The sequence below is a fragment of the Marinobacter sp. LV10MA510-1 genome (assembly GCF_002563885.1).
In the GTDB taxonomy this organism is placed as follows: domain Bacteria; phylum Pseudomonadota; class Gammaproteobacteria; order Pseudomonadales; family Oleiphilaceae; genus Marinobacter.
Window position 1 is genome coordinate 522,383 of record NZ_PDJA01000001.1, and the last position, 22,323, is coordinate 544,705.

25 protein-coding genes are annotated in these 22,323 nt (G+C 54.6%); 2 read left to right on the plus strand and 23 right to left on the minus strand.

Translation table 11 applies throughout. The features are described 5' to 3' along the window. Positions 1-253: 253 nt before the first annotated feature. Positions 254-1,327, plus strand: a complete 1,074-nt coding sequence (gene corA / locus ATI45_RS02445) for a magnesium/cobalt transporter CorA (RefSeq protein WP_098418123.1) — start codon at positions 254-256, stop codon at positions 1,325-1,327. A gap of 16 nt (positions 1,328-1,343) precedes the next feature. Here the strand turns inward: corA and phnN are convergent, their stop codons facing one another. The 22 genes from phnN to ATI45_RS02555 all read right to left on the minus strand — a co-directional run bounded on the left by phnN (position 1,344) and on the right by ATI45_RS02555 (position 20,128). Next, positions 1,344-1,988, minus strand: a complete 645-nt coding sequence (gene phnN / locus ATI45_RS02450) for a ribose 1,5-bisphosphokinase (protein ID WP_098418124.1) — start codon at positions 1,986-1,988, stop codon at positions 1,344-1,346. Positions 1,989-2,009: 21 nt separating this feature from the next. After that, positions 2,010-3,197 carry an alpha-D-ribose 1-methylphosphonate 5-triphosphate diphosphatase gene (locus ATI45_RS02455; RefSeq protein ID WP_098418125.1) on the minus strand — a complete coding sequence of 396 codons (1,188 nt, stop codon included), beginning with the start codon at positions 3,195-3,197 and terminating at the stop codon, positions 2,010-2,012. Continuing rightward, a complete protein-coding gene (phnL, locus tag ATI45_RS02460) occupies positions 3,194-3,898 on the minus strand; it encodes a phosphonate C-P lyase system protein PhnL (protein WP_098418126.1) in 705 nt (234 codons plus the stop codon). The genes ATI45_RS02455 and phnL overlap by 4 nt, the downstream gene beginning before the upstream one ends. 31 nt (positions 3,899-3,929) lie before the next feature. Continuing rightward, on the minus strand, positions 3,930-4,739 hold the full coding sequence (phnK, locus tag ATI45_RS02465; RefSeq protein ID WP_098418127.1) for a phosphonate C-P lyase system protein PhnK: 810 nt from the start codon (positions 4,737-4,739) through the stop codon (positions 3,930-3,932). Continuing rightward, positions 4,736-5,665 (minus strand): alpha-D-ribose 1-methylphosphonate 5-phosphate C-P-lyase PhnJ, encoded by a 930-nt coding sequence (locus ATI45_RS02470; protein ID WP_098418128.1) that lies wholly within the window; start codon positions 5,663-5,665, stop codon positions 4,736-4,738. The genes phnK and ATI45_RS02470 overlap by 4 nt, the downstream gene beginning before the upstream one ends. After that, entirely contained in the window at positions 5,662-6,864 is a 1,203-nt protein-coding gene (locus ATI45_RS02475; RefSeq protein WP_098418129.1) for a carbon-phosphorus lyase complex subunit PhnI, read from the minus strand. Before ATI45_RS02475 ends, ATI45_RS02470 begins: the two co-directional genes overlap by 4 nt. 1 nt (position 6,865) lies before the next feature. Then, a complete protein-coding gene (phnH, locus tag ATI45_RS02480; protein WP_098418130.1) occupies positions 6,866-7,531 on the minus strand; it encodes a phosphonate C-P lyase system protein PhnH in 666 nt (221 codons plus the stop codon). 3 nt (positions 7,532-7,534) lie between these two features. After that, positions 7,535-8,035: a phosphonate C-P lyase system protein PhnG gene (gene phnG / locus ATI45_RS02485; protein WP_098418131.1), complete on the minus strand. Its 501-nt coding sequence runs from the start codon at positions 8,033-8,035 to the stop codon at positions 7,535-7,537. 32 nt (positions 8,036-8,067) lie between these two features. Next, positions 8,068-8,874 (minus strand): phosphonate ABC transporter, permease protein PhnE, encoded by an 807-nt coding sequence (gene phnE / locus ATI45_RS02490; protein WP_098418132.1) that lies wholly within the window; start codon positions 8,872-8,874, stop codon positions 8,068-8,070. A 90-nt stretch (positions 8,875-8,964) separates the two neighbouring features. Then, a complete protein-coding gene (phnD, locus tag ATI45_RS02495; protein ID WP_098418133.1) occupies positions 8,965-9,975 on the minus strand; it encodes a phosphonate ABC transporter substrate-binding protein in 1,011 nt (336 codons plus the stop codon). Positions 9,976-10,027: 52 nt separating this feature from the next. Further along, positions 10,028-10,876 carry a phosphonate ABC transporter ATP-binding protein gene (gene phnC / locus ATI45_RS02500; protein ID WP_098418134.1) on the minus strand — a complete coding sequence of 283 codons (849 nt, stop codon included), beginning with the start codon at positions 10,874-10,876 and terminating at the stop codon, positions 10,028-10,030. A 96-nt stretch (positions 10,877-10,972) separates the two neighbouring features. Next, positions 10,973-11,737 (minus strand): phosphonate metabolism protein PhnP, encoded by a 765-nt coding sequence (phnP, locus tag ATI45_RS02505; protein WP_098418135.1) that lies wholly within the window; start codon positions 11,735-11,737, stop codon positions 10,973-10,975. A 119-nt stretch (positions 11,738-11,856) separates the two neighbouring features. After that, the gene (locus ATI45_RS02510; RefSeq protein WP_098418136.1) at positions 11,857-13,479 is read right to left on the minus strand and encodes a hypothetical protein; all 1,623 of its coding nucleotides are present in this window, start codon (positions 13,477-13,479) and stop codon (positions 11,857-11,859) included. Between the two features lie 147 nt (positions 13,480-13,626). After that, on the minus strand, positions 13,627-13,836 hold the full coding sequence (locus ATI45_RS02515) for a hypothetical protein (RefSeq protein ID WP_098418137.1): 210 nt from the start codon (positions 13,834-13,836) through the stop codon (positions 13,627-13,629). A gap of 14 nt (positions 13,837-13,850) precedes the next feature. Next, complete coding sequence (locus ATI45_RS02520; protein ID WP_098418138.1) at positions 13,851-14,729, minus strand: DMT family transporter; 879 nt, start codon at positions 14,727-14,729, stop codon at positions 13,851-13,853. 42 nt (positions 14,730-14,771) lie between these two features. Next, positions 14,772-15,011, minus strand: coding sequence for a CDGSH iron-sulfur domain-containing protein (locus tag ATI45_RS02525; protein ID WP_098418139.1), 240 nt, complete (start codon positions 15,009-15,011; stop codon positions 14,772-14,774). 43 nt (positions 15,012-15,054) lie between these two features. Beyond that, positions 15,055-15,408 carry a YkgJ family cysteine cluster protein gene (locus ATI45_RS02530; RefSeq protein WP_007351395.1) on the minus strand — a complete coding sequence of 118 codons (354 nt, stop codon included), beginning with the start codon at positions 15,406-15,408 and terminating at the stop codon, positions 15,055-15,057. A 68-nt stretch (positions 15,409-15,476) separates the two neighbouring features. Beyond that, a complete protein-coding gene (locus ATI45_RS02535) occupies positions 15,477-15,845 on the minus strand; it encodes a VOC family protein (protein WP_098418140.1) in 369 nt (122 codons plus the stop codon). A gap of 258 nt (positions 15,846-16,103) precedes the next feature. Further along, entirely contained in the window at positions 16,104-16,616 is a 513-nt protein-coding gene (locus tag ATI45_RS02540) for a hypothetical protein (protein ID WP_098418141.1), read from the minus strand. A gap of 475 nt (positions 16,617-17,091) precedes the next feature. Next, positions 17,092-17,730 carry a DUF4174 domain-containing protein gene (locus ATI45_RS21780; RefSeq protein WP_143751119.1) on the minus strand — a complete coding sequence of 213 codons (639 nt, stop codon included), beginning with the start codon at positions 17,728-17,730 and terminating at the stop codon, positions 17,092-17,094. Between the two features lie 73 nt (positions 17,731-17,803). Then, positions 17,804-18,658, minus strand: a complete 855-nt coding sequence (locus ATI45_RS02550) for a mechanosensitive ion channel domain-containing protein (RefSeq protein ID WP_228706171.1) — start codon at positions 18,656-18,658, stop codon at positions 17,804-17,806. 99 nt (positions 18,659-18,757) lie between these two features. Further along, complete coding sequence (locus ATI45_RS02555; protein WP_098418142.1) at positions 18,758-20,128, minus strand: C45 family autoproteolytic acyltransferase/hydolase; 1,371 nt, start codon at positions 20,126-20,128, stop codon at positions 18,758-18,760. Positions 20,129-20,210: 82 nt separating this feature from the next. Between ATI45_RS02555 and ATI45_RS02560 the strand changes: the two genes are divergently transcribed. Continuing rightward, complete coding sequence (locus ATI45_RS02560; RefSeq protein ID WP_098418143.1) at positions 20,211-20,573, plus strand: hypothetical protein; 363 nt, start codon at positions 20,211-20,213, stop codon at positions 20,571-20,573. 20 nt (positions 20,574-20,593) lie between these two features. Here ATI45_RS02560 and ATI45_RS02565 read toward each other — a convergent pair whose 3' ends face one another. Then, positions 20,594-22,123 carry a diguanylate cyclase domain-containing protein gene (locus tag ATI45_RS02565; protein WP_098418144.1) on the minus strand — a complete coding sequence of 510 codons (1,530 nt, stop codon included), beginning with the start codon at positions 22,121-22,123 and terminating at the stop codon, positions 20,594-20,596. Between the last annotated feature and the right edge of the window lie 200 nt (positions 22,124-22,323).

Here is a 22,323-nt window from a genome sequence, read left to right on the forward strand (position 1 = left end):
TAAACCCCTGCGTAGTTTTAAGACAGCTCGTTTGTGAGCCGCCATGTTAGTTTACTCATGGTTCTTACAATGATCGCTCTAGCCTTGGTCCTGCTAGTTTTATCACTCTAGCATGGCTCTAATCAGCGTCTATAATTCTGGTTGCAGAGTGAGAAATTTCACGAAAAGCACCACTAAAAACGATCAGGCTGGGGCATTTCGAGAAAACACGCTGGCCCATTAAACCGTCAAACAGCGCCCGGGCGAATGATATATGGCTTATTTTAACAAACACTACCACAGCCCAGGCACGGCTCCCGGAACTCTGGTGACCATTCAAAAACCGGTAGCGCCGGTTACCATAAAGCTGATTGATTACACGGAGACCTCGGTTGAGGAGCACCAACTTGCGTCAGCGCGCGATTGCCAGCCATTTCTGGCCCGGGAGAGTAAAACCTGGATTCAGGTAAACGGGCATATCGATCCAGATACCCTTCGAGATTTTGGTGAACTGTTTGATCTTCACGACCTGGCGCTGGAGGACATCATCAACAGTGGCCAACGTCCCAAAATCGAACTGTATGACGACCAGATTTTCATCATCGCGACACTGCCTGTTTACGATGGCCAGAATTTGGAGCTGGTTCAGGTGAGCCTTTTCGTTGGAAAGAACTATCTGATCTGCTTTTGCCCTCTGGCAAATGACCCTTTTGAGCCGGTGCGCAAGCGCATGCGGCAACCCAACAACCGCCGCTTTGATGACCGCGGAATCGATTATCTGCTGTATGCGCTGATGGATTTTATTATTGATGCCGGTTTTCCGGTACTGGAACAATTCGGCGGCCAGCTTGAAGCGCTTGAGGAGGAGTTGCTGGAACGCCCGAGTCAGAAAACGCTGGCGTTATTGCATGAGCTTAAGCGCGAACTGCTGACCTTACGCCGGGTGCTCTGGCCCCAGCGGGAACTGATCACAACGTTGATGCGGGGTGAAGACGAGCTGATTCTGGCAGACACCCTGGTGTATTTCAGGGACTGTTACGACCACAGCATTCAGATTATCGAATTATTGGAAAGCTTTCGCGATATGGCTGCCAGTATGCTAGATATCTACCTGTCCAGTATCAGCCAGCGCACCAATGAGACCATGAGGGTGTTGACGATCATCGCGACCATCTTTATTCCGCTGACGTTTTTGGTGGGTGTTTACGGCATGAATTTTGAACACCCGGGCAGCCCCTGGTCGATGCCAGAACTGGGCTGGTATTACGGTTACCCGATGGTCTGGGGCGTCATGATTCTAACCGTTCTGGGGTTGCTCTGGTTCTTCAAACGTCGGCACTGGATATAGCCGCTTGGGCTGGTTTTCATTTGCTATCAATACCTTGAACGGAGGCCTTCACGCAGCCCGCTTGGTGACCGTTCTGTTGTTCTGCGATCGCAGCCAACAGGTTGGATACGGCGTCTTCCACGTTGCCATTGTTCTCGATCACAAGGCAGTCTGAAGGGAGCTGCTGTTCCAGCTCCCGGGCACGGCGAATCCGCGCGTCGATCTGATCAGCGCATTCCCGGCCGCGCAGCATCAGGCGCTGTTGCAGCCGGTCCGGGTCGACACGGATCAGTACTGGAATAAGCGTGTCGCCATAATGCGCCCGAGCCTCATCGAGATAGCCGCGGGATCCATTCACCAGTACCTGGCCACCGCGAGCAAGCCACTGGTCGATCTGGCGGCCGATTCCGTAGCGGAAACCATTAGCTGACCAGTGCATGGCAAAGGCATCTATGGCTACCCGCTGCTCGAACTCGGTGTCTGAAAGCCAGATATGGCGCTCGGTGCCGCCATCCGGTTTCCGGGTTATATAGCGGTGGGCCACAAGTGGTCTCAGGTCATCGGTAGAGCCTCCCCGGCAGCCTCGGAGCAGCGTGTCTTTGCCCGCTCCTGACGCCCCCATAATGTAAAACAGGCGTCCCAGCCCGGCCGTGAGGGACTGTTTACTGTTTGATTCTGGCACCTTTAGCTCCTCAGTAGCGTTTTAATACACGCGTTTTCCGCTTCGCCAGACGTTTTGAATCACCGGCAGTTGATTTCTGGGTTCCACCAGCACCAGGTCCGCCCGTTTGCCGCGTTCGATCACGCCGCGGTCATGGAGGTTGGCGCAGCGTGCGGGGGTTGCAGTGATGGTGGCGATGGCCCGAGCCATGTCATAGTCGTTGTCTTCCATGCTGGCCAGGCGAAATGCCGCGTCCAGCATGCTGGCGGGATAATAGTCTGAAGACAGTATATCGAGCACCCCGGCGGAGGCCAGTTCGGCTGCTGCAATGTTGCCTGAGTGAGAGCCTCCCCGCACAATATTGGGCGCACCCATCAATACCCGCAACCCTTGGTCATGGGAGGCTTTAGCCGCTTCCCGGGTGGTGGGGAATTCCGCAATACGCATACCCAATGCTGCCGACTCTGCAACGTGGTCCAGGGTCGCGTCATCATGGCTGGCCAGCGGGATGCCTCTGGCCTGGCAGATGGCGACTATGGCTTTGCGGTTTCGGTCGCTGTGCAGCAGAGCAGATTCCTTGCGCGTGTGGGTGAAGGCGTCCATTTCAGCGTCGCTGAGGTTGTGCTTGCCCTTGTAATACTGCCGGTACTTGTCTTCCCGAACAAATTGACGCTGCCCTGGTGTGTGGTCCATGACTGAAACAAGCTGGAGCAGGGGATGATCAACCAGGTCTTCGAACAGTTGCAGGGTTTCGCCAAAACTGACTTCGCAGCGCAAGTGCAGCAGGTGATCCGCCCGCAACATGCCCGCATCACGTGTTTCCGACAGAGCGTCGATGAGGGTCCTGAGGTGGGTCAGGCGGTTGCTGTCATCAACAATATCACCGACGGACAACGCGTCGAATACCGTGGTTATGCCAGACGATACAATATGGGCGTCGTGGGTGAGCACGGCCGGGTGGCTGGGCCAGATAACGCCCGGCCGTGGCGAAAAGTGCTTTTCAAGGTTGTCTGTATGCAGCTCCACCAGTCCCGGAATCAGATAGGCTCCCTGGCAATCCTGGGCTTTGGCTGCCCGGGTGTTCCCCCGATCTATAGCACTGATCAAACCATTCCGGACTTTGAGTGTGCCGGTAAAGACTTCGTTTTCAGTCACAATACGGGCGTTGGTGAGCAGTAATTCACTGCTTTCAAGCTGCGGCCGTTCCAGTGTCAGGTCCATGGCGCTCATGCTGCTTCCTCTTTTGCGGGGCTGATCAGGGGTATTCGGCGGTCGGCCAGCTGGTCGCGTAGCCCGGCGTCGTGGAAAATTCCTACAATAGCCGCGCCGCGATCCCGGGCCTGCTGGATAAGCGACACCACGACAGCACAGTTGTCTGCGTCCAAAGAAGCCGTGGGTTCGTCCAGCAAAAGGATGGGGTAATCAACCACAAAGCCCCGGGCGATATTGACCCGCTGCTGCTCGCCGCCGGAAAAGGTCGAGGGAGCCAGGTGCCAGAGCGTCTTGGGTATGTTCAGCTGGCGCAGCAATCCGGAGGCTTTTTCGCGACAGGTCTCCCGGTCTACGCCCAGGGCCCTTAGCGGTTCCATCACCACTTCAAGGGTCGATACTCGGGGAATAACCCGCAGGAATTGGCTGACATAGCCCAGGGTTTGCCGCCGGATGGTCAGAATCTGCCTGGGTGTTGCTGTGACCAAGTCGGTAAGCTCGCCCTGGTGTCGAACATGAAGTTGACCGGACTGGGGCTTATAGTTGGCGTAAAGCGAACGCAAAAGGGTACTTTTACCGGACCCGGAGCGCCCGTCCAGCACGACGCATTCGCCAGCGTTCACGCTAAAGGACACCTCCGTGAGGACAGGGTAGGAAACACCACCCTGGTTGTGCAGGGTGAATCGTTTGTTCAGGTCGGAAACCTGGATCATGACCGTCATTGCAGTTCTCCAGTTCTAATACAGTGCGGTATCACGGGGTCAACACCGAAGACACAAGCAACTGACTGTAAGGATGCTGTGGGTCATCCAGTATCTGGTCGGTAAGGCCCTGCTCAACCACCTTGCCGCCACGCATAACCACGAGCCGGTGGGATAACAATCGGGCGACAGCAAGGTCGTGGGTAACCAGCACAACAGAAAGGCCCAGGTCTACCACCAGGTTACGCAGCATATCCAGCAGGCGGGCCTGAACCGAAACATCGAGCCCGCCGGTGGGCTCATCCATGAAGACCAGGCGCGGCTGGGTGACCAGGTTGCGGGCAATCTGAAGGCGCTGCTGCATGCCTCCGGAAAAGGTGCGGGGCAGGTCATCAATACGGGCAGTATCGATCTCCACTTCTCGCAGCCAGGCTTCCCCTGTTGAACGCAGGTTGCCGTAATGACGCTCACCGATGGCCATCAAGCGCTCGCCAATATTGGCGCCGGCGCTTACGCCCATCCGCAGGCCATCCCGTGGATGCTGGTGGACAATCCCCCAGTCGGTGCGCAGCAGAAGCCGGCGCTGGCTCTCGGTAATATCGTAGATGTCGAGTTTGTCGCCCTGTTTGCCTGTGTACTCAATCTGTCCGGAATCTGGTGTCAGCATTCCAGAGAGGCATTGCAGTAGCGTGGTTTTGCCAGAGCCGGACTCGCCCACTATTCCCAGTACTTCGCCGGGCCAAAGTTCAAAGTCGACGCCATCTACGCCTTTGCCGGGGGCGTAGAGTTTGCGCAGATCGTTTACCTTCAGCAGAGGCTCGGCCAAGCCCTCTTGTGTCATGGCGATTGCCGTGTTCGTCATACAGCCTCCTGACGGGCGCCGGTCTCGAAGCGCTGGTTGCAATAGTCAGTGTCAGAACAGATGAAAATGCGCCCGCCCTCATCGTCGGTCACCACTTCATCCAGGAAGGAATGGTCCGATCCGCAAAACTCGCAGGTTTGGTCCCAACCCTGGATCTCAAAGGGGTGATCCTCGAAATCGAGACTTTCAACACGGGTGAACGGCGGGATGGCGTAGATGCGTTTCTCCCGGCCAGCGCCGAACAGCTGTAGCGCCGGGTTGCTGTGCATCTTTGGGTTGTCAAATTTGGGTATGGGCGAAGGGTCCATCACATAGTGGCCGTTGACCTTGACCGGGTAGGCATAGGTGGTGGCGATGTGGCCGAAGCGGGCAATGTCCTCATACAGCTTGACGTGCATCACCCCGTATTCCTGCAGCGCATGCATTTTCCGGGTCTCGGTTTCCCGCGGCTCGATAAAGCGCAGAGGGTCGGGAATTGGTACCTGATAGACCAGTATCTGGCCGTGGCTGAGCGGCGTCTCCGGTATCCGGTGACGGGTCTGGATAACGCTCGCGTCACGGGTAGATTCTGTGGTGGCAACGCCGGCGGTGCGGGCAAAAAAGCGCCTGATGCTGACCGCATTGGTGGTGTCGTCTGCGCCCTGGTCGATCACTTTGAGAACGTCATCCTGACCGATAATAGTGGCCGTGACCTGCATGCCACCGGTGCCCCAGCCATAGGGCAAAGGCATCTCGCGTCCGCCGAAGGGTACCTGGTACCCTGGCACCGCCACGGCTTTCAGCAGGCATCGGCGAATCATCCGTTTGGTCTGCTCGTCCAGGTAGGCGAAGTTATAGCCGGTGCTGTTACTTTGGCTGTCATTCTGGCCGTCACTCTGGCTGTCATCCGGGTTGCCAGGGTTGTGGTTAAGAGCTGCGCTGGTCATGCCTGTTTCACCTCACGGTGTTGTTCGTTGTCCATGCTCGGCTCATCTTGGTTGCCGGGTTTGGATGTGGTGTTCACTTTTGGGCCCTGGTGGCCTGATTTGCGTTGTTCAAACTCTTTCCGGAGTCGTCGCAGCAATACCAGCTCAGACTGAAAATCAACGTAGTGGGGTAGCTTCAGATGAGACACGAAACCCGAGGAGTCGAGGTTGTCGCAGTGGGCGAGAACAAACTCCTCGTCTTGCGCCGGCGAGACCACGTCCTCACCCAGTTCCCGCGCCCGCAGCGCGCGATCCACCAGCGCCATCGCCAGTGCCTTGCGCTCGGAATTGCCAAACGCCAGGCCGTAGCCACGGGTGAAGCGTGGTGCCTCGGTTTCGGTGCCGATAAACTGGTTGATCATGTCGCATTCGCTAACCTGGATGTCACCGACAATAACGGGAAAGCCCAGTTCTTCCGGCGCGATTTCCACCGCCACTTCGCCTTGGCGGATTTCCCCTGCAAACGGGTGATTACGGCCGTAACCGCGCTGGGTAGAATAGGCGAGTGCCAGCAGGAATCCCTCGTCGCCGCGGGCCAGGGCTTGTAGGCGCAGGTCCCGGCCAGCGGGATAGTCCAGTGGCTGGCGGGTAAGATCGGCAGGCGCTTCTGACTCGGCTGAAGCGTCGGATTGAATGCGACCGCTATTGGCCAGTGGGCTTTCAATCAGCCCCTCGCTGTTGAGGAAATCCAGTACCCGCGGGCAGTCTTCCACCGTTTCGTCGCCGGAGGGTGTTGTTGAGCCCCGCTCACCATTGGCCAGCAACGTAAAATCCAGCAATCGATGGGTGTAATCGTAGGTGGGGCCTAACACCTGGCCGCCAGGCAGATCCTTGTAGGCGGCGGAAATCCGGCGCCGGATAGCCATGGTGTTGGTTTCCATTGGCACAGACGCGAGGAAGCGCGGCAGAGTCGTGCGATAGGCCCGCAGAAGGAATATGGCCTCAATAACATCGCCGCTGGCCTGCTTGAGTGCCAGTGCTGCAAGTTCCGGGTCGTAAAGAGAGCCTTCGGCCATCACTCGGTCTACCGCGAGCCCCATTTGTTGGCGAATCTGGGCAACGCTCAGTTCCGGTATCGAGGTGTCGCCGCGGCGGGTTTCGTCGAGCCAGCTGTGGGCCTGATCGATGGCTTTTTCGCCGCCTTTGACAGCTACGTACATGCTATATCTCCACTCGGGTGGTGCGTGGCAGACCCATCAGGGCCGTTCCGGCGGTGAACAGAAGGTCAACTCCACAAGGAAAGCGACTGCAATTATCAGCCAGCATGCCAGGCCAACGCGGGTCCAGGCCGGCGATGCCGACCTTGCGTACGCCATCGATCCCCGGGCCATGCAGGGCCCAGGTGCTGGCTGCATCCAGGTTTTCCACCTGCACGATCACCGTGGTGGAACGGTCTGGGTATTCATGGCTGCCTTGGGCAAAATGGGTCAGATCGCCGTCGAAATCCGGTGATATCAGGGCAAACTCTGCCTGGCCCGGTTCGGCCACAAGGCGACAGCCACAGTGAAAACGCAGCGCGCTCACCAGGGCATCGGTTCGTAAGACCGGCGCAATCCACAAGGGTGTTTCCGCGTCCAGAAGTGCCAGGCAAAGCTGGTATGAAGCAATGTTTGCGCCTTCAGGCGCTGGGCTTTCCGTCACGTTTTGCACGGTTCCGGGCTCAGAGAGCGCGGTGAGCGCGCGACGAAACACCTGTTGTGACTGATGTACCGGATCGTCGAATCCGGCGCAAAGTCCGGCTAGTGAGAATGTTGTGGAGAAGGTTGTGGAGAGTGCTGGTGAGAGCCCCGGCATTGCGGGTGGGTGAATCTCGTTTGTCGCGGTCATCGGCTAGCTCCCTCTTACCATGGTCATGAAGTTAACTTTGGTTGTGGCGGCTTTGCGGGAGACCTCTTCACGGCGTGTCAGCCACTGCTCGTGCAGTGGCTGTATCAATGCAGGGCCGTGCTTGCCGCTGTTTTCGCACATCAGGCCGTCGAACAGTGCCGCCAGTTCTGCGTGGCGCCGGCTGCGGCCAGTAACATAGCCAAAGCCCTGTGCACCGCTACCCAGCTCCACCACACATCGGGTAAGCGTTATTTCGCCGAGATTAAAGGGCGAACCGGTGCCTCCGGTGCGACCACGCACCATAGCCATGCCAATTTCCGGTTTACGCAGGTGGCGGAAAGTCGGTCGGTTTGGCAGGTTTTGCCAGTAAGTCTCCAGATCATTAAGATCTGCTCTTGCCAATACCGACATCCAATATTGACGATTAGTGACTTCGGACGTGGAATCCGTAGTTTGTGAAGAGTTCTGTGAAAGTTTCTGCGAAAAGGCCTGGGCATGGGTCATGGGCCGTTTGCTCCTGTAGATGGGTCAGTTATCTAGATAAAGCGTTTGCGGATCCACTGAGAAGTGATATCCAGTGAGGTCACGACCAGGATAATGATGATCATCACGGCGCAGGTTTGAGCGAACTGGAAGCCACGCATGCTCTCCCAGAGAATCACGCCGATGCCACCGGCACCCACCATGCCCACAACCGTGGCGGAGCGGACATTGGACTCGAACCGGTACAGTGAATAGGAAATCCACAACGGCAGAACCTGCGGGATCACGCCGTAAATTATTTCCTGCAGACCGCTGGCTCCAGTGGCCCGGACACCTTCTACCGGCCCCGGGTCAATGGCCTCCACAGCTTCGGAAAACAGTTTTGCCAGCACCCCGGTGGTGTGGATAAACAACGCCATGACCCCGGCGAACGGCCCCAGCCCCACAGCGACCACAAACAGCATGGCAAAGACCATCTCGTTGATGGCGCGGAACGAATCCATCAGGCGGCGAACCGGTTGGCAGATCCACCAGGGCACCAGATTTTCCGAGGACATGATTCCGAAAGGGATGGCCAGAATGACGGCCATCACGGTGCCCCAGATCGCAATCTGTACGGTGGTGACCATCTCGCTTAGATAGAGCCGCCAATTATGAAAATCAGGCGGGAAAAAATCGGCGGCGAACACGGCCATGTTGTTACCGTCGGCAACCAGGGCCGCCGGATTCATTTCGGCGCCCTCCCAGGCCCAGACCAGGACCGCGCCGGTGATGCCCCAGCCCAGCAAGGCCGCCCAGTTCCGTGAAAGCAGGTTGTTTAGGCCTTCGGGAAGATGTGAGTGTGTTGATGCGCTATGCATGAGAGCTGCCTGTCGCGTTTACGTCTGGAGGTGCCGGGGTCTTCTCTGGCGCGAAAAAGGGCTGGCGGTATAAGCCAGCCCCGGGGCTTATCAGTTGGACTCTTCGCGGGCAGCGCCTAGCGCTGCAAGCCGCCGATCCAGACCGGCCAGCTGGGCTTCGATGTCAGCCAGCTTTTCGGTCTTTTCCTGTGCTGAGTAACGGCTGTCGTTCTCGATGGCCGCTTTTTGCTTGAACATTTCGAGCTGTCGAATGGGGATCAGCTGGTCATTGCTCGAAGCACGGAAGGGCGCCCACTGAAGGTCAGCCAGGATTTTCAATTCTTGTTCGTCGCCGGTAGTGCCGTAGCTCATCAGGAAGTCGTAGACCTTCTGTTTGGTTTGCTCAGGCAGGTTTTTGCGCCAGACCAGTGGGTCAGACGGAATCAGCGGTGATTTCCAGATCACTTTGAGGTTGTCCGCTTTTTCCGGAAAGGTAAGCTGCAACCGCGCCATGCTCTCGGTATTGAAGGTGGCCACGTCTACCTGTTTGTTAGCCACGGCCATGGCGTTGGTTTCATGACTCGAGTTTAGAGTGCGTTTGAAGGCTTCTTTGGGACTGACGCCGTTTTTGGCAAAAATGTAGTAGCTGGGTACCAGAAAACCGGAGGTGGAGTTCGGGTCGCCATTACCAAACGTAAGGTCTTTGGCGTTGGCCAGAACATCTTCGACCGTATTCAGGTGGGTGCTGTCCTTGTGAACGATCATCAAGCTCCAGTAGCCCGGTGAGCCGTCCGCTGCAACGGTCTGAGCCATAATTTCACCACCGGCACGGTCGACAGCTTCCATGGCCGACTTGTTGCCGTACCAGGCAATGTCGACCTTGTCGAAGCGCATTGCCTGGATGATGCCGGCATAATCCGGTGCAAAGAAACCTCTCACCTCCATGTCTAGCTTTGCAGACATGTCTTCAAGAAAAGGTTCCCAGACGCCTTTCAGATTGCTGGAAGATTCGGTCGAAATGATGCCAAAATTGAGCGTCTTCAGTTCTTCTGCCTGCAAGCCAGCGGCGCCGACTGTGACGGCTGCGGCCAGGGTCATACGGCCTATCCATTGTTTGAACATGATTGTTTCCTGTGATTTTGAGTGTTAGTGAAAATACCGGGCCGTTTTCCGGTCAGCCGGTGGCTGCCAGGGCAAACCCTTTGGCGGGTGTGGGGACTTTTCGGTTCTTGACGGGTTCGCCGTCGATGTCGAATGAGGTGGTACCGTAAATACTGGCCAGCACCGCGGGGGTCAGATTCGCGGATGGGCCGTCATACACTATTTCGCCAGCCTTCAGTGCTACCGCTCGGTGGCAAAATTCGCGGGCGTAATCGACTTGATGAAGTGTGACCACAACGGTGCGGCCGTCCTGATTATTAATATCGGCAAGAATTTCCATGACACGGCGGGCTGATTCAGGATCCAGCGAAGCGATGGGTTCGTCGGCAAGAATCACTTCGGCTTTCTGAGTAAGTGTGCGGGCGATGGCAACCCGTTGCTGCTGGCCGCCAGACAGACAGGATGCCCGCTGGGTTGCCCACAGATCCATTCCAACGCGGTTCAGGCATTTCAGGGCCAGTGCTCTTTCTTCGGCATTAAACAAACCGAGGCATCCACGCCAACCGGGCACGCGCCCCAGGGCGCCGGTGAGCACATTGGTCATGACTTTCATGCGGCCCACAAGGTTGAACTGCTGAAAGATATAGCCTATGCGTGCCCGCGTTTTTCGGACGTCCGGTGACAGCCGTCCGTTGCATTGCACGACTTGTCCCAGTACCCGAATTTCGCCGCTGTCTTCATCGCCGCAGCTCAGCCCGGCCAAGTGGCGAAGGAGTGTGGATTTGCCAGAACCGGAGGGGCCGATAAGAGCCACCATCTCGCCGGATTCAATGGAAAGGTTGATGTTCCTGAGGGCTTTATCCTTGCGTTTGTTTTTGCCAAACGTCTTTGATAAACCCTGAACCTGAATTTCGGGACCCATAGATCGCCTACCCTGTCGTGTTTCCAACGTGTGCAGGTAGTGTCTCTGGCGGCTGTGACGGTTCGATGTCGTTTATATGACAGGTATTTGAAGGTTTTAAGACGGGAGTGTGAAATCTACCCGGTCCCCATCCTGGGCAACCTTTATACGATTCGGCAAGTCCGGGTTTGTGGTCTGGCGCCAGTTATCCAGCTCGTGGCTGATGTGGATGAGCCATGCCCGGGCAGGATCTACGGCTTGAATGCAATGCAGAGCCATGGTCCAGTCGTTATGGCCTTTCGGCTGATCAGACGGCGGGAATGAGCAGTCTATTGCCAGCCCATCAGGCTTCATTATTTGTAAAAAGTGTTGGGTGTCTTGGGGCAGGCCACGAGTATCGGTCAGATAGGCAAACGTGGAGCCACCTGCCACCTCGAAGACGTAGCCAAAGGTGGGCTTCGAGTGGATCAACGGCACAGGTGTGACCTTTAACCCCCCGATTTCAAATGCAGAGAACGCTTTTTGAGGGTTGAAATCCAGTATGCCAGGATGGCGGAAAAGATCGGCGCAGCCGTCAGGGTCAGGCGGCATGAACACGGGGATGCTCGGCCCCTTGCCCCAGCGCAGGTGAAACAGTCCCTGAACATGATCAGGGTGAAAATGCGTCAGCACAATGGCATCCAACTCGCCGGGAGCAAAGCGTTTGTGCAGGTCCATCAGGCCGCCATCAATCAGAATACGGGTGGTTCCTGATTCGATCAGGGCAGAGCAGGGCTCGCGCACAAAAGCTGCGTTCGTTTTGGCGACGGAACAGGCCGCGCAACGACAACCGTAAAGTGGCACACCACCGGCAGCGCCCGTTCCTAAAAAGGTTATCCGCATCGGCTGCTCCCATAAGGGGTTGGGTCCAGACCGGCCTTAGGGTTTGCCAGACACTGGAACGAGCGTTGAGGATAACCCTTCAAAGTTAAACAGATGTGACAGCCAGAAACAGGCGTTTTTTACGGTTGCTCAATACCCTTCACAGAGGCCACTTTGGTGCTCAAAGGCGCACGGCGGAATTCCCTGAGCATGAAAGGGCGGAAGCTTGCCATGCTGGGGCCATTCTGATTCAAGTCTGGTTTTGCACCCGGTTGAAAGCCGGGCAACCCACCGCCGCTGCTTCCAGTCGCCAGAAATGGCGCAAGTAATTCCGGATTGCCGCTGATCACGTGAACAATAACGTCCCGGCTGGCGCCTTCGCCGGTCACCAGTGGTGCCGGCTGGTGATCGCCTAACAGCACCAGCAGGGTATTCTCATCCACATGGCGCGTCGCATAGCCTGTCGCCACGTTCAACGCGTAATCGATAGCGAGGGCGTAGTGTTCACGGACTCGCTCAGGCTCCCGCCACAGGCTGGCAGGTGTTTCGCCGGCGCCTTTCCATTGATTGAACGTTGCGCCGTTGCCAACGCTGTCCCAATCGTCCAGCACCGGTAAAATCGGCACCCAGGGAGCGTGGCTGCTAATCAGAGCCACTTCTGCAAACATCGGCCCAACGGCTTGTTCACGAACGCTCCGCTGAAACCAGGACCAAGTGTACTGATCCGGCATGGTCACCCAGTTAAATGGAGGTCCCTGGTAATCCATGGTGGTGGACTCGTAAATACGGTTGTAGCCAAATGCCCGGCCTTCTGGCCAGTCTTGGGTAATAGCCGGCATCACCGCTACTGTATCGTGGCCGGTTCCCGCCATATCATCGATCAAGGTGGGGTAATTGCTGGCTAGTAAAATCTCGTAGTCCAGCTGGGTATCAATCCACTGGCCGCTTAACAGCGTGGCATGCGCCAGCCAAGATTGCCCGCCTTGCACTGGTGAACGCAAGCGTCCAGACACCATGTGCAGGCCCGCTGCGCTAACGGCGGATTCCATTTGGTCAAGGCGGGGGCCAATAAGGTGCTTAAAGCGGTCGTCTGTGAGGCTGGAGATGCCGTAAGATTCGATAAACCCAAAAATCACATCGGTGTTGGCCAGGCCGGGCAGCGCCACAGGCTTTCCTGCCGCTGGATCGTTCGCCAAACTCTGGCCGAACTCAGCCGTTGACTGACGGGTGTCGACAGCCAACTGTATCTGAGTGGTTGTGAGCTGCGCAGCGCTTAGGCTTACCACCGACTGGGGCACAAATGACACCGCCACCACCAGCAACCCGGTGGCAAAAGCCGTTTTGCCAAAATTGGAGTGCAGGCCTCCGGCAAGGCGACTTAGCAGTTTGCTTACCCACAACGCCAATCCGCAAAACGCCAGCAGTAAAGCCAGCAGTATCAGCAAGGAAAGGCCAGTGCCAAGGTTACTCAGCATCAGATCGACGACAGAGCCGACCACCCCCAGCTCCAGATAAAGGTTGAGCCCACGCCCGAGACTTTGGCGAACCAGAATATCGCTCAGCGTAAACAACGCCAACACGGCGTATAGCGTACCTACCACGCCGGCCAGCACCCGGGTAAATAAAGAGGGCGATAATAGGCTAAACGCCGCACATATCATTAGCGCCTCGGCGGCAACCCAAGGAATCCACGGGTAACGCGGCAACAGTAACGCCAACAACAGACCATTGAGCAACAACAAAGTGAGCGCAAAACGCTTCAAAAGGGGGCTTCCTTTAAGAGAGGGCGCCCGCCGGTGGGGTGCCCTTTTTCGATATCGGCAGAAAAGCAGATACGCACGGGACGGGGTTTTCGGATTGCCAGGCGTGTGAAAAGTCGCTCAAGTATTTAGCCGCATGGCGCATAGCCATCAGCCGGCTGTACGATACTGCAAAATAAGACCGACAATTTCATGATCACTTTTCGTTGATGCTAGAGAATCATTCAGAGAAGTTCTCTGGGGCAAGTGAATGTTGAATTTTGAACGTAAAATACTTTCCACTTGGCCATCAACAGCTGGGTCAAAGTCCTTTCCCACATAAATACGAATGCGCTGATAAATAAATTCTTTATTGGCCATTAAAATCATTTCTGTTATTTAGCATCAAAGTGTTTTCCAATCTTTTGTTGAGTAACCTGAGCAGGGTGTTTTCGAATAATGACCAGCGCAATTCCGCCGAGAATGGCGCCCGAAGCCAGCGCCAATCGCAAGGTTATAGATTCATCCAAAAAAACAATACCGCCTGCGGCTGCAATCACGGGAACACTGAGCTGTATGATCGCCGCGTTCGTGGCTTTTAGCATGGGCATTGCCATGTACCATACAACATACCCCAGCCCGGACGTGAGCGCACCTGAGATAATTGCGTACCAGATGCCCGCAACATCCAAAGAAAGCCGGCTCAGCATGAAAAAGCTTAAAACGACCGTAAAGGCAACGGCGCGCGTGAAGTTCCCGGCGCTTGTGTGAACGGGGTCGCCTGCACCTCTCCCGCGCAGAGAATAAACACCCCAGCAAACTCCGGCTCCCAGCATCAACAGGGAACTGGCCAATGGCGGTGTGGTTGACAAACCAGGCAGAAACAGCAGCAATAGCCCGCCGAAAGCGAGCGCAAGGCCAGCTAATTGTAGCTTGAGCAGGCGTTCTCCCACCCACAAACCGTAAACAATCATGGTGACTTGAACCGCGCCGAACAACAGCAGTGCGCCCGTGGCCGTGGGCAAGCTCACATAGGCAAATGAAAAACCCGCCGCGTAGGCAAACAAAGCCGCAGCAGACCACCAGCTTCCGCTGCCGCCGCTGGGCCGGCTGCTGATCCGCACGGCCAGCAACAGAACAATCGCACCCGAAATCAAACGGATCGCCGTAAAGCTCGCAGCATCAATATCTGTGTGTTTCAGTGCCATCCGGGCCAGCACCGAATTGCTTGCAAAGGCAATCATGGCGAGGGTTGTCAGAATGATTATTCGCATAAGAAACACTCTATCTGACCGCGAATGAGCTTGGTGGGTTCGTTATACTTGCTTGTGGCTGCCATCACACATTGGCTGCGATGCTGTTGATTTGCAGCCGCAAAAAAATACCTTTTTGGTTTCTGATGCCACGTATTTCACGGGTCTGAAATCTGAGCCACTGTGAGAACCGTCGCAAAAAGGCTGCTTTGCACTTTTACCACAAGCACACCAAAAGTAATTTTTGCCAGATTCCACGTCCACTGCGTAGGGTGTATCAGATGCTCGAATGGCTTTTGTCATCATTATTCTCTCTCAATTATCGAATGGACACAGCGCAAACAGTTTACACCAATACCTGCCGCGTATTAGCAATGTAGTGATGGATCTGGCGCTCAACTTTGGCGCCAATCATGACGTCTGGGCGACGACCGTTAGGGCAGGGCATACTGGGTGTTGTGCCAAATAACCGGCAGATTAAAGGGCGCTCTCCGTACACCGTGCAACCATTGGGGCCCAGGTGCACACAGCTAAGGTCACCGAGTGCGGCTTCATGTTCGGCATCTGTTTTTACAGGCAGGCGCGATATTTCTTCCGAAGACGTCGTCACCGGCCCGCAACAATCGTGACAACCCGCCACACACTCGAACGATGGAATCTGCTCGCGCAGACGCGCGATAATATCTCGATTTTTGTACATCTATACCCGCCATTTACCTTAAACATAAACTGTGGTTCAAAAGCCCGATGTGGTTCCAAAAGACCCTTCTACCGATATAGCGCGCAGATTTTGTTGCCCGAGGGGTCTCTTAAATAGGCAATGTATAAGTTGGCTCCCCCGCGAAGCCCGGGTGGGTTTTCGCATGATGTGCCACCTTTGGCAATGCCGGCAGAGTGCCAGGCATCGACTGTTGCGGAATTTTCTGCGGAAAAGCCGATGGTGGTGCCGTTACCATGACAAGCGGGTGCGCCATCAATCGGTTTTCCTATCGCAAAGGTGCCGCTGTTCGTTCTGTAAAAGCAGCGCCCTTTGTCATCCACCAGACCTGGCTCGTATCCTAGAGCGCCAAGAATTGCATCGTAAAAGATCTTTGATTCCTGAGCATCGTTTGCACCCACCATAATGTGACTGAACATGCTTACTCCCTTTATAAAATGCGAATGGTTTGTAATGGGCTGTTGCCCAGGGCTGAGGTATTGTCGGGGGAAAGCGAAGACGTAACAAGCCGAGATTCATCCGCCGCTATATTGGGCATCATTGCGCGCAAGCCATTATTCTTTTAAAAGGATATAAAACACGAAGCGAGGTTAGCGAGGCACTTTACCAGGACCACCGGATGCACCCGGTTTTTCACAGGCCCCCTTCAAGGAGCCTGTGTTCCTCCCATTTCAGATTCAGAAGTTAAAGCCAATACCGGCACTGTACGCCCAGGCGCCATCGTCGAAGTTATCGTTAGCTTCGCTCGCACTATCAAAGAATACTTGATACTCCGCCTGAACCGTAATGAAGGTTTTGGGCATAACGTAGTACTTCACGCCGGCTTCTGGCCCAGCAAAGAAGGTCTCATCGACACCGTCTCCATAGATGCCGCCAATGTTTGCACCAATAAATGGCTGCCAGTTACCCGCATCAAAATGATAGTCGGTGAACACCCGGGTTGCGCCGCTCCAACTAGAATCATTTTCGCTGTCCGCAAAGCCAACACTTTGGCGAAGACCAAAAGCCGTGCGGTCAGAGTAAAATTTACCCAGATCAAAGCTGACACTGCTTGTATTGTTATCAAAGTCCGAATCGCTTGCCCCTGAACCCGTAAGAGTAAAGAGACGATCTCCGGCCTCAGGTCCAGCTAATGCTAACGCCGGCGATACGGCCAGACAAAGAACAGCCACAGAATTTTTCCATTGCATAGCGCTTACTCCTGCATGATTCGGCAGCATGTAACCAAAATGGCAGACCACCGAATATTAACGAACACTATGAGCGTAGAGCAGACTCGAACGGTTGGTGATCGCTTAGCAGCTTTTGTAATGTCTGGCGCAGATGTCTGTCACAAATATACATATTTAGAGTTGCTACGGGTTGGCGTGTTTATACTCTCGCCCAATATGTACTTTGAGATTTAAAAAGCCTTAGCTTGCAGCACTCTTAATTATTTGTTTTTAAGGTTTATTTTGACGTTACTGATAATTTCATTGAGGGCAAGTGCCATAAAAAGCGACGTATTATTATAGGGTTATAAGCAGTTCTTCCGGTGGTTTCTAGTGTTTTTATGGAACACATTCAGAGTAAATAAGGGCTAATTGCGATAAAAAGATGAAAAAATTTTAATCAAAAACGCTCGAATTTTAAATCATCAGGTCTTTCTCATGAACGCCTGAGACATCAACTTCGCATCTCGCTTTGACGCATGGGCATTGCGTCAATTTTCAGGAATATTGCCTTTAAGTTCGCACGGTCTAAGCGCAACTTTACGCCACCGTCTTTACCAATCAAAACCACTTGGCCCGGCCCATGCCCATAATGCTCTCGCGTGTGGGTTAATAAACCCTCTGACAACTCGCCCGTGTAGTTAGTGAACGTGCGATTTCCTTTGAACATGAACCAAACAATGCCCCGGTCTTTGATTTCAGATGTCCTGTTTTCAAAAATGGTTAAAACATCGCCGTCGTTCTGAACGTTATCAATGATGATAACCCTATTTTTCCACTGCAGGCCGGTGAAGTCAGTAACCATAGGTGACTCCTTAACTTGTGCATTTTTTCGTGCGTTATCTTGTGCGTTGCCCTGCGCGGACATACTGAAAAAAAGAAAAACCAGTAACGAAAAGCCCGCGATCGACGCAACAATGACTTTTAAATAGACCAGAATTTTTTTCTGAACAGTGGGGTCAGGCTTTTTAGAGAAACCGAAGTAATTCGCACCGAACAGACCAACCCCACAACTCTCGCAATAGTTTTTCGAGTATGAAATTCTTAGCGCTGAAGGCTTGAATACTTTCCGGCAACTATAGCAGCTAGGCATAGTGATCACCGATTCCTTGAAGTCATAACGTTACCCGTATGTGCTTACGTTCAGAGCGAATCTCGAACTCTATTCAGGGCTTTTTGGTGGAATAATCGGTGTCGGCGAAAACCTCTGAAAGAATCGCTTGCTCAATATAACTACGTTGCCCCGGTTTGGCTGGCAGCCTGACGGTGAGGTGAATCTCGCTGGCTACCGGAACCTGAATGGTCACCCGTGGGTCTACAGAAGGCACTTCCAGGCCCCGCGAAACGCCAACTTTATTCATATATTTGCGTACAGATTCCAGATAGGGCTCGCAATGGCGGTTGGCCGAAGCCAGCAGTGCTTTCTGGGCGGCATGCCAGTCGTCCTCTCGCTTGAAGGGCACGGTAAAAACATGAAAATCCCAGTGGTCGGTAAAACTTTCGTTGATAACTGGCTCAGACAAAAACAAGGCATTGGGTATAACGATCATCCGCCCGGTGCGCTGGTGGGCTGTTTTGCCAGGGCCCACTTCAAGCACCGTCGTGGCCAGTAAGGTCTGATCGATGACATCGCCCCGGAAATCCTTGACCTGAATGCGATCGCCCAGATTGAAAGAGCCGGCACCACTTTTTAATATCGCGCCGGAAATACAAAGAATCAATTCTTTGGTGGCGACCACAAAAGCGACCGCGATAGCGACGATGGACAGGGCCAGGGATCGGATCTGGTCGCCCCAGATCAGCGCCAGACCCAGTATTCCCAATAACAGGAAACCGTTGCGAAAATTCATCAGCAGCCGGCCCCGCAACTCCGACGACGCAACGTGCCGACGAATAAAGCGGGCTGTCAGCGTCCGCAGAATAACGATGGCCAGCAACAGCAAACCAGTGCTGATCAGCAGCCGCCAAATAGCGTCGGGCAACGAAAAATTCTGAGGCATCAACGCCATAGTTTCGAGCATATTTCAGTCTCATGACAGGTAAATCAAAGGGGTATTGTCGGGGCAAAACGAAAACGTAACAAGCCGGGATTCACTGCTCGTTCTGTCTCCCTGTTATAGTCAGATTTTCAACGCTGAAACCGGAGTGCGACATGACGCAGAGTTTGGAGCTGTCCGGGCAGATAGAGCATATCCGCAAATTGACACCCCTGGGTGCCGCCGAAAAGCTGATCGGCCTGCCGGCGGACGACAGACTGAATGCACAGGATAGTGCCAAACCCGGGCTACCTGGTCGGCATAGTCTTTCCAGCAGAACGACTTTTCTGACCGCAGGCGCTGTTTTAGTGTTTCCAGTGCCTCAGGTTGCCCTACCACCGAGGCTGGCAGGTACACCAGGCTCTGCAACAGTTGCTGGCGAGTACTCGCCGGCAAATTGTAATCCGACTCAACATACGGTGTCGGGTTCGCAGGAACCACCGTAACGTTTTCCTGTACTTTAAGACCTGCTGGCTTTCCAAGGCTGACCGTTTTGTCCGACGCCTTGAAATCGGCAAAGCTATGTTGCCAGGCTTTTTCCCCAGGCCAGTTATACGACATGGTTCCACTCAATGGTTTGTACACAGCGGTGTAAACCGTACCGAACTGTTGTTGATAGTTGCCAGAGAGCAGGGGCGCGGCTAAGAAGGCGCTGCGAAGCTGCGGCTCCTTTATTTTTTTGCCCGCCAGCAATTCGTCCAGAAACTGTTTGCGCTCGACGGTTTTAGAAAACACCGCCTGCTGAGGCCAGGTTACTTGTGTCTGATGATTGGTAATACAGCGTTCGCGAGTAACAATCGCGGGCTGGTCAGGAACTAACATCACGGTGGCAAAATCCCCTTGCCTGTCGACCAGGGTGACGTTGTAGGCCATATGCGAAGGCACCCGTTGCAGCACCTTTATAGCCTGCCTGACGTTCCCGCAGGTCTGCAGCACATAACGCATGATAAAGGGGATGCCGAAACCCTTTCCCACCTTGTTGCTGCCGCCAAAGGTTAGCGAAGCGACAAGTCCTGACGTGTTCATGCCATCATTCAGCCCCCAAAGGCACTCATTTGTGCCGATAATCTCTTGTCCCAACCAATTCGATTGCGTCACCAGGTTCTCGGATATATCAGGGCTAAGGTCATAGTTGCGGATCAGTAGCGGTTCTTCATTGAGTAACACCGCTTGTGAACAGCTCACCAGATAGGCCGGCGGCTGGTGCCCCGTCAAAAACTGAGCCGCAACAGGGCAGTCATTACTCGCCTCCAGAAAGCGTTCGTAAAGCGGCTGCATTTCCGGCATGACTGCCAGAAGCTGACGCTGCGCCTGCCTGAGTTCAGCCGGGTTGATATCTGCACGCTTTTTCTGCCCATACCAGGCTTTGTAAGCCGGCCAGTAGTCGTTAAAAACAGCTTGCCATTGCGTATCGATCGTCTCGATTGAACGTGCGCAGAAGGTAGTCGGTAGCATGTGTTTCCCCGGATAATTGCGTTATGAGTCGGATGTCACTATGATCCATACTGTGAACAATTAGAGGGAGGATGTAAACAGTATGGTCCATATTGATTTTCAAGATCTGTCACAACGACGGGTAAAATCCACCGATATACCGGGTTTATTCAGTTTGTGGCGCATTGAGAACATCGCCACGGTTTACCGTACGGAGCGCGAATATCAAAGCGGCGGTTTCGGCAATCCAGACAAACATCCCTATGTCTGGGCCGTGGCCTTACTGGTCGACGGCCTGTGGGCGCGCGTGCACAATACCCGTGACCAGGGCAGGGAGTGGAGTAATCTGGGCCGGCTGGAAATATGGTTGCGCGAGCAGGGCATCTCGCGCTGGCAGGTTGTTAATGATTTAGAAGAAGTAGGCGGCAAAAGGATAGGTGACGCTTATTACACGCCACCAAAATAACCTTTAAAGGTGCAGGCCGCCTACAGTACTTGATTGCGCCCGGCTTCCTTGGCTTTGTAAAGTGCAGCATCTGCCTGTTTTATCAGTAATGCAGGCGACGTTTTTCTGGTCGGGGTCAGACTACAAACACCGGCGCTGATGGTAATCACCGGCGCCACATCCGAGAATTCATGAACAATTCCAAGCGCCTGAATTGCAACCCGACAGGCCTCCGCGACCGCCGCTGCATCCTCGGTGCCCGGCAGCACCAGAGCGAACTCCTCACCGCCGTAGCGTGCCGCCAGATCGGTGGGCCTCTTTACGACCTGTTGCAATACTTGCGCGACCTGCTTCAGGCACTGATCACCGAGTGGATGACCATAAGCATCATTAAATGCCTTAAAGGAATCTATATCCAGCATAACCATCGAAATTGGCTGGTTCTGGCGTAAAGCCCTGAGCCACTCCTGCTCAAGATAAAGATCAAAATGCCGGCGATTGGCAAGCTCCGTCAGGGCATCGGTCAGGGAAATCTTCTCCAGCTCGCGCTTGGTTTTGTTCAGTTCGGCATTCTGCCGCAGGCTTCGCACAGCAAAGAACACCAGCAATGCGATGAATGAAAAACCGAAACCAATGACCAATAGAGGTAGATAGCCCCGCCTAGCACTCACAAACGTCGCCCCGGGCATGGCTTGAACCACCCAATTTCGGCCCGCTACGGGCGCAAGGGGTATTTCGTGAATCAGGCTTCTCAGCCAGCGCTCATCACTGGAGCGGCCAGTGCTGTATATTACTTCTTGGGCCCCATCTGTGCGATCCACAATCTGAACCAGAATGTTGCTGTCAATCGCCGTCGGAATCGACTGCTTGACCAGTTCACCAATCCGAAAAACGCCGTTCATAAAACCATAATGGCGCACCGCCCGGTCCTCCGCAGTGGTGTCGGCTACACCGCGGTACAAAGGCGCGAAAATCAGCAAGCCCTTTTGATTGTCCTGCTCCTGCACCAGCTCGATGGCAGCCGTCGAGACCATTTTCCCGGTTTCCCTCGCGGCCAACAGGGCCTCCCGCCGTTTCTCCTCGCTCGACAAGTCAAAACCGATAGCCGGCCGATTATCCGCTATAGGCTCGATGAACTGCACAGGAGCGAGCCAGGGCAGCTCCTCAGCTGGAATTGTGCTAGCCGTTGCGGGCATCCCATGCAACGCAAACCCGGGATACCAACTCTGCTGCCGTTGCTCGAACCCGGACCGATCTTCCTGACTGACAACCGGAGACCAGGCAAACGCCTTGATGGCCGGAGAGCGTTCAAGTATCTGCCGGGTCAGCTTTTCAAAAAGCCTTGCATTCATCTCCGGCATCATGCCAACAGAGGCCTTCAAGGCGAACAGAATTTCAAGGTTCAGCAGCACTTCACGCTCAAACGCCGTCGCAAGTTGGGTAACATCCGCACGAAACTCTGCGGTGATGCTTTTGTTTTCCTCCAGGTACAAGCTACGGCTGAGGGCGGCACAAAACGCCAAACCAATTAACGCGAGCAGAATCACCACCATTGAGGGATGCCGGTTCATAGAGTCCCAGTCGCTATTTCAGCCGCTGGCTTAGCCAGTATCCCGGCCATTGCAGGGGTGAACTCATTCCCGTGTATATTCAAAGTATGAATCTCTGTTCCCTTGCGAATTTGGCAGGCAGACCTACTTCGGCGCCTACAACAACCAGTCAGGAACGTTAGCAAATGTAACAAAGTGTTACACGTTATTCTTGCGTTAGT